Here is a 14,344-nt window from a genome sequence, read left to right as displayed (position 1 = left end):
GCCCATGGGCGGAGCCGTCGCCGCGCCCCGTAGGAAAAAGTCAGGAGGAGATGCCTTTCGACCTGATCTCCTTCCAGATTTGCACGCAATACAGGAAGCCCTTGAGCGCGACGACGACGGCCGCGAGGATCGGGCCGGCCAGCGCCGCGAGTTCAGAAATTTCTCTGAGGCGATCCATCCAGAGCGGCGCGGCGGCGGCGGCGCCGGCCGCCGCCAGGCCAGGCCGTCCGAGACCTTTTGGGCCATCCGCCGGAGTTCGCCTAAAGATGGCGGCGCGCGGCGTAGCGCCCTCTACATCAATTGGAGCGCTCTCAAGCTCGTGTGTCCGTATCGGCCGATGACAAAATGGTCGTGCACCGATATTTGCAGGGGCGCGGCGGCGGCGGCGATTTCCTTGGTCATTTTTATGTCGGCCTCAGATGGCGTCGGATCGCCCGAGGGGTGGTTATGCACGAGGATCAGCCCGCTCGCACTGAGGTCCAGGGCTCGGCGAATCACTTCCCGAGGATAGACGGGCACCTGGTCGATCGTGCCAACCCCCAGCACCTCATCTGCGATGAGGGCGTTTTTCTTGTCGAGGAATAAGACGCGGAGCTGCTCGCGATCCTCATGCGCCATCGCTATGTTGCAGTATTCTATTACTGCTGAACAAGAGCAAAACCTGTCTTGCTTTAGCATGGATGCTTTTGATAGGTACTTTGCGCCTTTTTCAAACCGCTTCAATGTAGATATAACCCTATCATCTATGCCATCCACTTCGCGAAGTCGATCCGGGCTTGCGCAAATGACATCTCCAAAAGTTCCAAAGCGACTCAACAGCTTCTCGGCGACCTCTCGTCGCCTTCGCTTGGATCTCGTGGACCTATCCAGGATGGCCTCAAGCATCTCATGATCGCTTGCCGGCGTGTTGGAGTTATAACTATCTGATAATAAAAACATTAGTGCCCCCGGGCAATAAAAATGCAGCAAATGATACTGCCAAGCGTTGCCATTCGTCACTTCCAAAAATCGGGAAATTTTGACAAAATAAAAGACGCCCCTCGGCTGAGCCGAGGGGCGTCTAATTTAGAATAACTGCAACTACGCTGCATGTCATAATAGTTATACTATTCCTATACTTAGCTTCCTTGCGAGGGTTCGGGGCGGTGGTTGTGCGCCGCCTTCCAAATTTGGACCCATGTCAGAATGATTTTTGAAATGACGAAGACGCCGGCAAGGATTGGCCCCGCGAGGGCTGCAAGCTCGGAAATCTCCCGAGCCTGCTCTTTCCATAGCGGCGCCGACCCGGCGACGCCCGCGATCGCAAAAGCCACGCGATCGCTTGTCGTGCTCAGCATGCCGCCGAGCAGGTTTTGCAGGTGATATTGCGGCGTTGGCATGCCGGCGCTCCCTTCCTTCGTTAGGCGGCCGCGGGCGCGAGCACCGCATCCTCGACGCGGGCGCGCTGGACGCGATGCGCCTCGCGCCAGGCGAGATAGGCCAGACAGGCGATGACGAGGCTCAGCGCCAGGCCGACCGCGAGCGGCCAATAGCTCTTGGTCAGCTCGATTGCATCAGCGCCATGGGCGAAGCCCGCATAGGCGTCGCGGAGCTGATCGAGCGCGTCTTTGGCGCGCGTCGCGCCGTCCACGACGTCAGCGCCGAGAACCGTCGTCGCTGCCTGCTTGACGAAATCCGTCGCCGAAAGCGTGCGTGAGCCGGAGGCGCGCAGGTAATCGGCGGAGACCATCTCCTCTTCGTGCAATTCATCGGCGGTGAGAAAGCGCACGGGCGCGCCCAGCGCATCGGGCGTCGCGGCGAGGAATTGCGCACGCTCCGCCTTGCGTCGGCCTTTGAGTTCGGGCTCCTTGGCCCAGAGCAGAATGGCGTCGGCGGCGCCACGGTAATTCATCACATTGAGCCGTTTGACGACGGTCGACTCTCGGAAGCCTTTGCAACCGATGTTGAAGCACAGCGACACAAGGGCGTCGAACTGGCCCTGCGTCAATTGCACGGTCACCGCATGGGCGACCGCAAATTCATATTGGCGAAGGTCGCGCGTGAGGATGGCGTCGGCCTGCGCGCGCGTGATGACGAGGCCCGGCGTCACTTCCGGCAGGCCGGCCTGCGAGGTATGGCCGACACCGATCGTCAAGACGCCGACAGTGTCCCTGTAAGCGCGGGTTCTGACGCCTTCACGCTGCATCAGCAGCGAGCGGCCTTTGCCGCTCATTCTCGACGGCGGGAGGATCGTCGACGCCGCGGGAGCGCGGACAGCTTCCAAAAGTTGCATGCTAGATCCTTTCAATAGCCAAGCGTCATCGCCGCGCGCTTTCTCGGCGCGCGTCGCTCACCACGTTTGCGGTTTGGGGAGTGCGGAGAGGTTAGGCGTCCGCCCAGGTCGGCATGAGATAGTGGATCGTCATGCGCAGCTGGCCGCCGGTGAAATTGCCGCCCGCCGCCGTGTAGAGGACGGGCGTGTCAGAGTAGAAAGGATTGGGTCCGATTAGTCCGCGATTGGTCGCGCCGGCGCCAACGCCGAGCGACGAACCGAACCAACTGGCGTTGCCGGCGACGCCGCAACTGTAAGAGGCCGCCCCGGCGATCGGCGTCACCACGCGGTTGGAAACCGCGAACAGCAAGGCGCCGTTGGGAATCAGAACAGAAGAATTCGTCGTGGCGCCCGCGAGCGTTATCAGCTCTTCGGCGCAATAGGCTTCGATTTTCCCGCCATGCGCGGCCTTGGCGAGCAGCGTGGGCGAGCCGACGTCGATGAGCGGCGCCCATGCGGCTCCCTTCCAAACAAAGACGGCGGAGAGGCTCGCGACCCAGGCAAGCCAGCCGGCCTTCGGCGCATAGAACATCCAGGCGCCGCTCTGCCATGCCGCGATATAGTTGGCCTTGCCCGCCCAGGCCCCCGAGGGCGCGGTGGCGACAATATAGCGGTTGCCATCCGCGGGCGATGCCGGCGGCGCGGCGAGCGCATTGTCGATAACGGAAAGCTGCACGACCGCATCGAGCGCAGTCAGCGCCTCATTGTGCGTGACATGCTTTTGGCTTTGGTTCTGGTCGATATAGGGAAGGATGAGATTGGGCGTCGTCGCCATATCGAAGCCTTACAAATTGACGTTGGCCTTGGCCGACTGGCCGCGGCCGATCTGTCCGGAATTCTGATAGACGCGGATGGGATAGACGTTCTGAGGTCCGCCCCAATCCGTCGTTTGATCGGCGAGCGCATAGGTCCATGCGGGTGACGCGAGCCCGGAGACCGTGCGCAGCACATTGCCGGCCCAGTCGAGGACTTCGAGATCGTAGCTCTCGCTTTGCTCGTTGAGCGGAACGTCGGGCGGGTCCCATGCGTCGCCGCCGTAGCGCGTGCGGCGCGACCAGGTGATCACCGCATCGCCAAAGCCGAGCGGCCGGCGGCCCTTGATCTGTGAGACGCTGAAGGGCCTCAGGCCGACGCCCTTCGGCGTTACGGAATAATCGAAGTAACTCGATGCGCCCGGATCGTCTTTCGCGGGGCCCGCGCGCAGCGTGAGCGCCTGGCCGAGCTGGTCGACGGTGATGCCGAGCGTCGCCAGCGTCGCCGGCGTGAGCACAATGACGCGCGAGCCAATCGGGGCGGGGTTGGCCATGCCGGCTTCCGTGCCTTGCTGCGCGCGCAGAAGCTTCGATAGCTTGAATTTATTGGTCGCGAGCAACTCCGCTTGCGCGAATTGCACGATCTCCCAATCGCCCGAGGGCGCTTTGACCGCGATAACATTGGCGCCGTCGAAAACCTGTTGCTCGGTTTGCGAGAGAAGCTGCGCGTCGCCGTAGAACTGGACATAGAGGCTGTTTCCGTAATCCCAGACGGAGCGCGGGCCGGAATAGAATGCCCCGTCGACGATCTCGCCCATCATGGTCGGCGCGGTGACGGTAGCAATCAACGTGTTCGAACCATTGACCGTGCGATAGACGGCGACGGGCGTCCAGGGCGAGGCGAAGGCGGCCACGCGCGGCGCCCAGGGCTGGGGCTCGGTCCCGGTCGCGAGCGGCAGGTCGAGGAATTCGACGATCGGCGGGCCGAAGGCGCGCTTGGCCGGTTTGGAGAGCGCATCCGCGCCGGCCGAGGCGGAGCCGAATCGCGCCGAGGCGGGATCGAAGCCTCTCAGCTCGAGCGAGAGGAAGTCGCCGCGATCGATGCGATCGACGCGGAACTTGAGCGGACTCGCCTCGCCGATATCGAAGGCGATGCAATCGCCCGGCTCGATGGCGGAGAAGGAGGGAGGGACCTTCAGCGTCCCTGTGTCGCGCGCGAGCCAATGCTGCTGCAGCAAAGCGCGGGTGAGCGCCTTGGCGTAATCGGGATCGAGGACGAGCGGCGCATTGACCGAGGCGAGGTTCTGCGAAGAGCCGACATTCTTCAGCTCGCGCACCGAGCCGGCGTCATAATCCTTGTAGAGATCGACGAAGGTGAGCGTGAGGCCGTAGGGAAGATCGGTTTCCTGGGCGCGGGTGAGCGAATAGCCCACATCGTCGGCGCTTTCCATAACGAGATCGTCGAGCGAAACGGCGATGGTCTTGGCTTGCGCGCGCGAGGCGAAGACGACGCAGCCGCTGCTCTCGAAAGCGTCGATCTGCAGCGGGTCGGAAATTTGCTCCAGAAGATCGCGCGGCGAGGTCGGGCCGTCGGCGACGACGCCGATCGCGAGCGACGACGGCCCGATGATGCGCGATGCGTCATAGCAGGCGGTCCCGGCCGCCGCGCAAATGTCGCCCAAGATCCATGCAAGCGGCGGTTCGTCGAGGCGGCCGTTGAGCCAGTGGCCGAGATGATAGTTCGGCGCGTCGCGCCACGTGCCGCCCTGGGCTGGGAAGTCGGGAAAGGGCCGCGCATCCCAGGCCCAGGCGAACATATTGCGCGTGTCGAGCATCTTCACGCCGGCAGCCGACACGGGCGCGTTGTCGCGCCAATAGGCGAGCATGGTTTCGAGAAAGGCGCGCTGGATTGCGTCGTCGCGATTGCCGTTGGAAAAGTAGGGATAGGCGCTTTCGCTCGACTTCGAATCGACGAAGACATTGGGCTGGTTCGCGCCCTTGTCGACCGCAGGGCAACCGAATTCCGTGAACCAGATGGGCTTCGATCCGGGCGCGAAAGTCGTCGCCGCGGCGTTGCGCAGGCCGCCAGGCCGCGAATGATGCGCTTTGAGCCACCAATTGCGCAGGTCCTTTTGGCGAAACGCCCAATGCTCGCCATAGGCCGTGTCGGCGATCGGCGTGCGCGTCTGGGCGGTTCGATCGGCGGCGCTCGCGTAATGCCAGTGGTAATACTCGCCGCCCTCGACATTCCGCGCGAGATAGGACTTGTCATAGATGGAGGCGGCGGCATTTGCGCCCGTCGCGTCGGCGTTCGGTCCGGAGTCGCGCCAGTCGGCGAGCGGCATGTAATTATCGATGCCAATGAAGTCGACGTTCGGGTCGGACCACAGCGGGTCCATGTTGAAGATCACATCATGCGTGCCGTCGCTCGGGCGATGCGAGTGATACTCGCTCCAATCCGCCGCGTAGCCGATCTTGCAATCGGGCCCGACGATCGTGCGCACGCTCGCCGCGAGGGTCTTCAGCGCGTCGACAGCGGGATAGGTTCCATCGCCGGGCGACGAGCGCACTTGCGTGAGCCCGACAAGCTCCGAGCCGATGATAAAGGCGTCGACGCCGCCGGCTGTGACGCAGAGGCTCGCGTAATGCGTCACCATGGCGCTGTATTGCGCAAAGAAGGCGGCGATCTGCGTTGCGGCGGCGGCAGTCTTGTCGACCGTGCCGGGCTGGCCAGGCGCGGGGTGGCAGGTAATGCGCCCGCGCCAGGGGAAGGCTGCTTGCTGCGCGCCGCCCCACGGGTCGGGCTTGCCATTGCCGGGCGGAATATCCATGGCGATGAAGGGATAGAAAACGCAACGCAACCCGCGCCTTTTGATCTCCTTGATCGCCTCGACCACCGTTCCATCCGAGGGCGTGCCGCCGTAGGCTGGCACAGTCGCGCCCGTGAAAGCGACGGAGCCTCCGGCGCCGTTCGGATTAATGAGATCGGGAGAGACCTGCGAGACGACGCTCGCCGCGACGCCCCAGGGCAAAGGGAAAGCGTTCGGCGCGGCGTAATGCGCGGGCATGACCACGCCGTTGATCGCGACGAACCAGGCGTAGCCGGCGCGCGTATAGCCCGCGACCTCCCAATCGGCGGGATCGGTGTTTTTCTGCGCGACTTCGACTTTCGGCCGGATCGTGCAATTGCCCGCGCGCAGATCGTCGCCGAACCAGGCGACGACGAGCGAGACGGCGTCGGCGGCGTCCAGCGCGCCTTTCGCCGAGCGCCAATTGCCGCCCGTCGCGCTCACCCCCGCAGGGAGCGTCGCCGCTGCATTTATGCCGACGAGCGCGTCGAGCGATACGGTGAAATCGGAGATCGCGTCTTCGGCGTTCGAGTTGACCGTGCTCCAACTGCCCGCAGTGGCGCTGGCCTTGTAGACGGTCGTCGCATAGCCGAATTCGGTCGTCGCCGGGATCATGCAGACAGAGCGCAGGTTGCGCGCGAGATCGTCGGGCCCAGCGCTTTCCGGTCGGCGGACAATTTCGGCGGTGATCTGCGGAATGCGGTTGCCGAATTTGTCGAGAAGCATGTTCTCGAAGACGAGATAGCAAATGCCGCGATAGGCCGGCGCGGCGCCCTCCGTTGCGACGATGAGCGGGTCGGGGGCTTGTGTCTGCGAGCCGTTGTAGAAGCGCCAAGTGTATTTCGTGAGATCGAGCAGCTTGCCATCCGCCCAGACGCGGCCGAGCGAGGTTCCGCCATCACCCTCGCAAAAGGCAACCGCGAAGGAAATCTGCGCATGCCAGACCTCGGTCCAATCGAGCTGTTGCGATTGGGCGGGCGCGCCTTTGCCAGAGGCGGCGGATTGGGTGAAGCTCGGCACCCATTGGGCATATTCCGAGAAATTGGTGGCCCAGATGACCTGGCCGCCCATGCGGGCGCGGCCCCAAAGGCGGCGGATCGGCGCGCCTTCCTGCGCGCCGGTGACATGGACTTCATAGACATGCTGGCCGAAGGTGACCTTCGGCGCGCTGCTCTTCTTACGGCCGAGCAGGCCGGCCGCGTAATTGAGGCCGACGCCGGTGGCCGTCCCAAGCACGCTGCTGACCAGCGAGGACCCGCCGACCGCGCTGAAGAGCATCGTCGCCATTAATTTTCGATCCCAGGAAAGGCGAAGCCGGCGACGGCGCGGCGTATCCAGCCGGCGTCGAGCGGCACGCGGCGCACGCCGTCTCGCGCGACAGCGTGGATTATCGTGCGGTCATAGGCGACGATCGCCATGTGCTTGGCGATGCGGCCTTCGACCATGCGGAAGACGAGCACGTCTCCGGGACGCGCCGCGTCGGGGAACAGCTCCCGCATGTTGCGGCGCGCCGCGTCGAGAATGTGCTCTGCCTTGCCGGCCTCGCCCCAATCGGGCGAATAGGGCGGCGGCGCCTCGGGCTCGGCGCCATAGACCTCGCGCCAGACGCCGCGCACGAGCCCTAAGCAATCGCAGCCCGCGCCGCGCACGGCGGCTTGATGGTGGTAGGGCGTGCCGATCCAGCGCAGGGCGGCGGCGACAATGTCAGCGCGTGTTGGAATATCAGTTCCCCAGCAGCGAGCCGCCGTTGTTGCGGGGATCGCCGCGATTGGCGATCGTCCCGATCGTGTCGGTCGGCGGGATATGCGGGAAGCCGCGGAAGTTGGCGGCGTTCGCGAATTTGTTTTTGCAGGTTGGAAAATTCTTGGCGCAGCCGGCTTTCACGGTGACGGCGTCGCCCGCCGCCATGAAGGCGGCCAGTTCAGTCCAGAATTCGAGCATCACAGAGCCATCCGGCTCGATAATGTGCGCCTTGATCTCGTAAGCATCGCCGCTCTTTTGCAGCACGCCGCCGGTGAACCAGTCGCGCTTGAACGACGAAAGCCCGGATAGGAAGAGATACGGCCCTTCCACCGACACGATCGTCGCGGCGGTCGAGTAGGCGGGCAGGGCGAGATTAACGCCGCAACGCGCGTCGCCGAGCTGCGCGCTGCACGAGCGTTCGAAAGATTGCCCGATGCGCTGATTTAGCCGCGCGGCAAGCGAGCGGAACTCCGCCGTGAACGCCGCGCCCTTGCGATCGAGGTTTCCAAGATTACCGCGCGCCTCGACGTAGAATTGTGTCGGGTCCGCCCAATTGACATGGAGCAGCTCCATGGTCGCGTCGTCATAGCGGCCGGCAAGAATGTCTTTCTCGGTGAGCCGCGTCGAGGACAGCGCGCCGTCGGCAGTAAAATTATCTACCGCGAGGCCGAGCGAGGATTGGATTTGCGATGCCGTGAAGCCGGCCGCCGCTTCGAAGAGCGTGCCGTCGACCGTGAGATCGCGATCGTGATCGGTAAAGCCCAGCACAACGCCGTTTCGGCGCGTCACGCGCCAGCATCGGCATATGGTCGTTGTGCCGCTGGCGAGGTGGGCGGCGAGGGCAGGGGAGAAGGTTTTCATCGCTTAAAGGCGGGCGGCTCGGGAGGGCTTGAAACCAGCGCCCGCTGTCCGCTCCTAGTGGATTGCCGGTGCGAGTAATCTGAGTTTTCGCATCCGATTGTAACCAGACGCTCGGGGTATGGCGCTGGCCGTTTGTTCGTGAGCGGCAACCGGCCAATGTGCATGCACAACGGCCGGCTGATTAGAGGAAATAGTTTGGCTTTGCGTCTACTGATTCAGGGAAGAACGTCCCTAAAATTCCGAGCTACGTTCGATTGCAGCAACTCTATTGCCTCGCTGAACGCGTCGTGGAGCTCTCCGGCCTTTTGCAGGCCCGTTCTGGATGTCTCCACATCTTCTCGCTCCGACACCCAGTCGAACTCAAACTTCAGATCCACCGCGATGGAGGCGGCGCGATTTAGTTTTTCCGAAACCTCTCTAGGCAAGCAAGCCTCTACCTCACCAAGAAACTCCTCAAGCCAGTCCAAAATCTCTTTCCAGTGGCGAGCAATATGTTCTGCGGCTTGATCCCAATCAGCGTCAGGTGTGGTGGGTAGTGGAAGCATGCCTCGAGCATATTTTCGCAGTCGTGTAAGAGCTTTGACACGCTCTGAAAATATAAATTCTGAATTTTTTAAGGTGTACTTTGTTTCCTCAAGCTTTGTAACAAGCTCGGACTTTTGCACCTCAAGTCTAGTGTTTAGATCTGCCTTTAGGCGTTCGAGTTCGTCGGCGTAGATCCTTTTCACACTCTCATCGATTTTCACCTTCACATAAGTCTTCCAAATAAGCGCAAGTGCGCCCCCTAGAACAGTGACATTAATGAGGTTATCAAAAATCCATCTCAGGATAGCGGGTTTAGAGCTGTTGAACCAAGCAATTAGTTCGGCCTCAGTCATGCGAATTCCCTGTGGATACGAGTCGGTTCGAATCGGGTTGCAAGATACAAAACCTCTAAGGAGCTTGCCTCGCAAATTCTCAGTTTGAGATTGCGGGGGTGGTAGCCTCGCCCATGGCGCGCCACCCAAACTGAGGTCTACGTGGCAATTTTGGCGCGCGGTTCCCAGCAGAGCCAGCTTCAGCGTACTCATGAAAAGCCGATCTACTTGTCGCAGCCACCGGTAGTACGACGCGCGAATTTCCGAGATGTTCAATGGCGGCCAACTGCCATAATTAGATAGGCGATCTCGGGCCCTATCCCTGCAGCTCGACGACGGGGATGTTCTGGACAACGCCCGCCTGGAACGCCGAGTAATCAGCCTCCAGGTAGTCCGTATCGAAGCGCACAGGCACGTCGAATTCATAGCCCGCGGAGATCGCTAGGCCTGCGCTCGGCGCGGTCGTAAAGGTGACGAGTCCTGTTGTCGTGTCGGCAGCCCAGCTTGTCGATTGCTCAGCGCCTCCGATCGCGACTCGCACAGTTCCTGCTACCGGCTTCCTTATGACTCGCGTCCACGGAGCGAAGGATCCGCCATAAGTCTTGATGAGCTGAAAGCTCTTGGTAGCGCCGTCGCCTATACCGATCTTTTGATCAGTTGGCGACGGAACGCCGCCAGGAGAACACGATTTGAAGTCCAGCTGATCCTTCCAGCGGAACCCGTAAAGCCGCCCGCGCCGCTCCTCCCAGAACTGGACGATGGCGGCGAGCTGATCGAAGGTTTTCACGCCGCTGGCAGCGTTCCATTTGTGCCGAGAGTTGGCCCAAAGCGCGTTGCGCTCTTCGAAGCCCGAGCGCATTTGCACGACGTCGGTGCGTCGCTCCGGCCCGCCTCGGGCCCCAATGGACACATCCGTGCGAAACCTGACCTCGTGAAAGGCGGTCATGCGTTAGAGGTTCCTTTGCCCGCCCGCTACCGCCCGCGCCACCATCGCAGAGAGCTGTCCCTGCGAACGCCTGAACGATTGGACGTCCGTCCCGGGCGGAAAGTGGAAGTTGAAGACATGCGACGGCGCCGTCGCACTGTTCTCAAGCGACGTCGGCGGCAATTGCTTCAGGGGCGTGACGTTCGCGGGGCCGCTGATTAGCTCCGGCCCTTTTTCGCCGACGATGCCCCAGCGCCCGGCGGGGAGGTTGCCGCCGTTGGCGAAGAGGCCGCCGAAGCTCTTCGTGACGCCGCTCAGCATGCTGCTGAAGATGCCTCCGAGTCCGCCGGTCTGCCCGTTACCGCCGCCAAACAATCCGCCGAACATGCCGTCGCCGGTCAGCGCCCCGCGTAAGAGATTCGAGCCGAGCAGCTTCACGAGGTCCGCTAGAACCTCGCGCGCCGAACGAGCGCGAGTCGCCAAGTCCTCAAGCGCGCGCGCGGCGAAGTCGCCAAACTCGCGCATTACGTCGTTGAGCTGCTCCTGCTTCTTAAGCAATTCATCGACGTTATCCTTGTAGGATGCAGTCGCGGCCGCTGTCGCCTCGATCTCCTTGCGCTCGGCCTCGGTGAGCGTCTTCCCTTCGCGCTTTGCTATGTTCTCGGCTCGAGCGATCGCCAGCGCCTTTTCGCGCTCGACATTGCCTTTGTCCCATGCGCCGGCTTCGGCTTCCGCTAACTTCTGCGCTTCGTGCAAGGTCTTGATGTAATCTGCGATTGCGTCCTTGGCCTCCTTGGTCGCATTTCCGGGGCTGCCATGGGAGCGCGCGGCCTTTGCAGCGTCTTCGCGCGCCTGATAGCGGGCGCGAGATTCGCCGGCGGTTTCGGTCCCCGGAATTCCTGACTCCGCCACTGGGATCAGGCGCCCGAAATGCTGACCGCCGCGCATCCGATCGAACACGCTGCTTGCAGCCTCTCCGCCCATCTGGTGGGGCTGCGCGAGGATCTTCTGCGCTTCGACAACGCGATCCACGGCGGTTGATGCCGCTTTGAAGTCCTTCTGGATCGCCGTTGCGACGTCAGCCACAAGGGCCTTCAGCTGTTGCCATTTCAGAACCAGCAGCGACACCGGATCGGAAAGCCGGCCGAAGGCTACTAGCAGTTTGGTGTCGGAGACGCGCGCCGCCTCTGCGATCTCGTTTTGCATCTTCCTGGACGCTTCGGCGACCTGATCGACGTTCTTTGCGCCGTCTCCTGCCGTCTCCGCGAGCTTCCGCATCGAAAACTCGCCATTGCGGATGACGTCGAAGAAGCGTTGCGCCGCCTCCGTCCCGAACAGCTTCTCACCGAGCTGCATGCCCTCGGTGCGAGGGAGTTCCTGAATTTTCCTCGCGATGATGTCGATGAACTCGCCAGCGTTGCGCGCCTTGTCCGCGACGCCCAGAAAGCTTGCGTCGATCTTATCCAGCGTGTCTTTGACGCCGCCTTCATTGCGCTTGAACGCCTCGAATTCCTTGCCCGCGTTCGCCAGCGCCGCGCGCACCTTGTCTATATCGAGGCCGACTCTCGCGCCGAGGATTTGCGCGCCAAGAAATGTTTGAACGGAGAGGCCGGCGAGGCGCGCCTTATCCGCGACGTCGGCGAGTTCCTGCGAAGCCTGGTGAGCGCCGCCCCCGAGCGTCGTAGCGGCGGATGCGGCTGCGAGAATTGCGATGCGCGCGGGCGTGAAGATCGACGCTAGAGTCGAGGCAAAACCGCGAAGGCCGGTCCCGTTGGCGTCGAAGATATCTTTGATCTGGGCGCCCTGCTGGATCAGCACCAGGAAAGGGGACTGGCCCGAGGCCAGGGAAACGGCAACATCCGCGATCTGCCGATTGAGGTTGAGCATCTCATAGCGCGTGAGCGCGACGGCGCGCGTCGACTCTTCCATCCCACGCCGCATCTCGGAGGAAGCGGCGCGCGCTTGGTCGGCCATGGAACGCAGCTGCGCCTGCGTCTGCTCCATGCCGCGGCGAAGGTCATTTGTGTCGGCGCGGAACCGATAGGTCAGCGAGCCAACGACAGCGTCAGCCATGTCTTAGTCGCCCCTGTTCATCCAGCTGCTCGAACAGCGCCGCGACCTCTTCCCGCGTCGGCGGGCCGATATCGGCACCCGGTTTGCGCGCGCCCTTGCTTTCAAGGTAGCCGTCGCAGGCGGCGAAAAATTCCGGGAGCGTCATGCGCCAGAAGGCGTTCGGGCTCATCCTGAGATGGCCCAGGCCGATTCTCATCCACGCTCGCCAGCGCTCGCGGCCTCGAAAGGGGCGGCTGCGCCCTCCTTCTGGGCCGCTGGCGTGGCGTCAGCCTGCTTGAGCCCCGAGGCCTCCATCAGGGCGACCATGATCGTCATGAACTGGCCCGGCGTCATGCGCGCAAGGGCCTTGGTGCGCTCTGGGGTCAGCTCGATTTCGTTGCCCTTGAGGAGCGCCGCCAAGAATGCGCGCAACTTCTTCGCGCTGACCCGCTCGCCGAAGTTCAACGCGTCCTCGAAAGAATCGACCCCGAACGTATCTTCGATCTCGGCGAGGGCGCCAAGGCCCAATGACAGCTCGAGCGTCTCGTCGCCGATCTGAGCGGCTACGACGCCGCGCGCGCTATTAGCCATGCGTGCCTCCTTAGATAGACGCCGCCGGGAGGCGGAGGGCGGCGACGGTGACCGAGGTCACGGCGGAATAGGCGACGTTTACTTTGCCCGCCGCATCGACATAAGCGGCCGGAATGGGGCCGATCATCTTCTCGCTGCCGGCGCCGACAGAGACCGAGATCACCGGCACGGCGACGTGCCCGACTCCGGGAGCCTTGATGCTCGTCGGCGAGACGGGATTGATCGTCACTGTCATGGACGCCACGTCGCCATTCTTGACGTGCAAAAAAGTTCGCTCGTCGCCCGAGGGCGCGGCAATGGTATCGCCGCCGGCCGACGCTGCGACATAGGCGGGCGCCAAGCCGGACACGAGGATGGGTTGAAGGGTGAGAGCGGCCATGGCGGACTATCCTTTCAAAGAATTCACGAATAGGTGAAGGTCGGCTGTCCGCTCGACAGCAATTTCGCGGTAAAAGTCGTGGCGTCGTTGTAGGGACCCGACTCCTCGTAGCTGTCGACCAGGAAATCGCCGTCGATCTGAGTGCCGGGCGTGACCAGGCGCATGGTGTGGATCGTAGACGTTGTCGCTGCCTGAAAGAGCAATTTCGCGCTGGCGTCCTGCTGAAAGATCCCCGAAGCGTCGATTTCGAGAGACTGGATGCCTGCGCCCCCGAGCAGCTCCCGCCAGCGGCCCGGCGAGTCGGCGGTCGTCACGTCGATGTTGGTGTTGTCCGCCTTGAAGCTGCGCGTGCGCAGGCCGGCGACAGGGACATAGTTGCCGTTATCCAGAATTGAGAGCGCCCAAAGGCGCCCGGCTTGTGCGGACATGTTCGATAGCTCCTATGAGGGCTTGCCGCGCATGGCCCGGCGGGCGCGGGACTCAGGTGTGGTCGACGAGTGCGCGCAGCGAAACGACGCCATGCAGGGTCGCGCCGTCCGGATCGCGATAGGGGCCGATTTCGTTTTCGACGCGGATCTGCACGCAGTGGTACGGCGCCTCGATCGAGAGCGGCGCGGTGTGGAGCGCCTGCCGGCAGAGCGCCATAATCGTGCGGATCGCGCCGGTCTCGGGCGTCTGCGAAGCGGGCTGATGCCAAACATTGAGGTCTAGCGCGATTTCTTGCCCGTCCTCGGTCGCAGTGGACCAGTCGCTCGAACGATCTGTGATCGAAATGTAAGGCGTCGCATGGCTGGATGGCGCCTGGTTCAGCACCTTGTGACCGGCGAGCAGGCCGGAAAGCGCGCTATCGGCGAGAAGCGCCGCCCGGACTGCGGCCATCAGCGCGCGGGATGCGTCGAGCGGGGGTGACGCTGCCATCGGCGTGGATTATCCGCAAACCGCCGTCGCGCATGGCGCGCTCGAATGAAAGCTCAGAGGGCGTAGCGCGGGTCTCGCCCCACCAACCGATGACCACGATCTGTCG

At 62.9% G+C, this 14,344-nt stretch carries 16 protein-coding genes; all 16 read right to left on the bottom strand.

Annotated elements, in window-relative coordinates:
* Positions 1–40: 40 nt before the first annotated feature.
* The 16 genes from QNA11_RS11480 to QNA11_RS11405 all read right to left on the bottom strand — a co-directional run bounded on the left by QNA11_RS11480 (position 41) and on the right by QNA11_RS11405 (position 14,238).
* Positions 41–178, bottom strand: coding sequence for a hypothetical protein (locus QNA11_RS11480; protein ID WP_283483145.1), 138 nt, complete (start codon positions 176–178; stop codon positions 41–43).
* Positions 179–291: 113 nt separating this feature from the next.
* Positions 292–999 (bottom strand): RadC family protein, encoded by a 708-nt coding sequence (radC, locus tag QNA11_RS11475; RefSeq protein ID WP_283483144.1) that lies wholly within the window; start codon positions 997–999, stop codon positions 292–294.
* A 119-nt stretch (positions 1,000–1,118) separates the two neighbouring features.
* A complete protein-coding gene (locus QNA11_RS11470; protein ID WP_283483143.1) occupies positions 1,119–1,379 on the bottom strand; it encodes a hypothetical protein in 261 nt (86 codons plus the stop codon).
* A 20-nt stretch (positions 1,380–1,399) separates the two neighbouring features.
* A complete protein-coding gene (locus QNA11_RS11465; protein ID WP_283483142.1) occupies positions 1,400–2,272 on the bottom strand; it encodes a lysozyme in 873 nt (290 codons plus the stop codon).
* A gap of 91 nt (positions 2,273–2,363) precedes the next feature.
* A complete protein-coding gene (locus QNA11_RS11460) occupies positions 2,364–3,086 on the bottom strand; it encodes a DUF2793 domain-containing protein (RefSeq protein WP_283483141.1) in 723 nt (240 codons plus the stop codon).
* A 9-nt stretch (positions 3,087–3,095) separates the two neighbouring features.
* The gene (locus tag QNA11_RS11455) at positions 3,096–7,199 is read right to left on the bottom strand and encodes a baseplate multidomain protein megatron (protein WP_283483140.1); all 4,104 of its coding nucleotides are present in this window, start codon (positions 7,197–7,199) and stop codon (positions 3,096–3,098) included.
* Positions 7,199–7,615 carry an NlpC/P60 family protein gene (locus QNA11_RS11450; protein WP_283484205.1) on the bottom strand — a complete coding sequence of 139 codons (417 nt, stop codon included), beginning with the start codon at positions 7,613–7,615 and terminating at the stop codon, positions 7,199–7,201. Before QNA11_RS11450 ends, QNA11_RS11455 begins: the two co-directional genes overlap by 1 nt.
* A gap of 19 nt (positions 7,616–7,634) precedes the next feature.
* The gene (locus QNA11_RS11445) at positions 7,635–8,516 is read right to left on the bottom strand and encodes a phage/gene transfer agent baseplate hub protein (RefSeq protein ID WP_283483139.1); all 882 of its coding nucleotides are present in this window, start codon (positions 8,514–8,516) and stop codon (positions 7,635–7,637) included.
* A 215-nt stretch (positions 8,517–8,731) separates the two neighbouring features.
* Positions 8,732–9,394, bottom strand: a complete 663-nt coding sequence (locus QNA11_RS11440; RefSeq protein WP_283483138.1) for a hypothetical protein — start codon at positions 9,392–9,394, stop codon at positions 8,732–8,734.
* Between the two features lie 295 nt (positions 9,395–9,689).
* A complete protein-coding gene (locus QNA11_RS11435) occupies positions 9,690–10,319 on the bottom strand; it encodes a phage distal tail protein, Rcc01695 family (RefSeq protein WP_283483137.1) in 630 nt (209 codons plus the stop codon).
* A 3-nt stretch (positions 10,320–10,322) separates the two neighbouring features.
* Positions 10,323–12,371, bottom strand: coding sequence for a phage tail length tape measure family protein (locus QNA11_RS11430; RefSeq protein ID WP_283483136.1), 2,049 nt, complete (start codon positions 12,369–12,371; stop codon positions 10,323–10,325).
* A complete protein-coding gene (locus tag QNA11_RS11425) occupies positions 12,364–12,567 on the bottom strand; it encodes a phage tail assembly chaperone (protein WP_283483135.1) in 204 nt (67 codons plus the stop codon). Before QNA11_RS11425 ends, QNA11_RS11430 begins: the two co-directional genes overlap by 8 nt.
* Positions 12,564–12,941 carry a GTA-gp10 family protein gene (locus QNA11_RS11420; protein WP_283483134.1) on the bottom strand — a complete coding sequence of 126 codons (378 nt, stop codon included), beginning with the start codon at positions 12,939–12,941 and terminating at the stop codon, positions 12,564–12,566. The genes QNA11_RS11425 and QNA11_RS11420 overlap by 4 nt, the downstream gene beginning before the upstream one ends.
* A 10-nt stretch (positions 12,942–12,951) precedes the next feature.
* A complete protein-coding gene (locus QNA11_RS11415; RefSeq protein WP_283483133.1) occupies positions 12,952–13,320 on the bottom strand; it encodes a hypothetical protein in 369 nt (122 codons plus the stop codon).
* 23 nt (positions 13,321–13,343) lie between these two features.
* Positions 13,344–13,748 carry a phage major tail protein, TP901-1 family gene (locus QNA11_RS11410; protein WP_283483132.1) on the bottom strand — a complete coding sequence of 135 codons (405 nt, stop codon included), beginning with the start codon at positions 13,746–13,748 and terminating at the stop codon, positions 13,344–13,346.
* A gap of 52 nt (positions 13,749–13,800) precedes the next feature.
* Positions 13,801–14,238, bottom strand: coding sequence for a DUF3168 domain-containing protein (locus tag QNA11_RS11405; protein ID WP_283483131.1), 438 nt, complete (start codon positions 14,236–14,238; stop codon positions 13,801–13,803).
* Between the last annotated feature and the right edge of the window lie 106 nt (positions 14,239–14,344).

The organism is Methylocystis sp. JR02, from assembly GCF_030063565.1.
GTDB lineage: Bacteria > Pseudomonadota > Alphaproteobacteria > Rhizobiales > Beijerinckiaceae > Methylocystis > Methylocystis iwaonis.
Note: the sequence above shows the minus strand (reverse complement) of the source record. Positions and strands in the feature narration are given on the sequence as shown.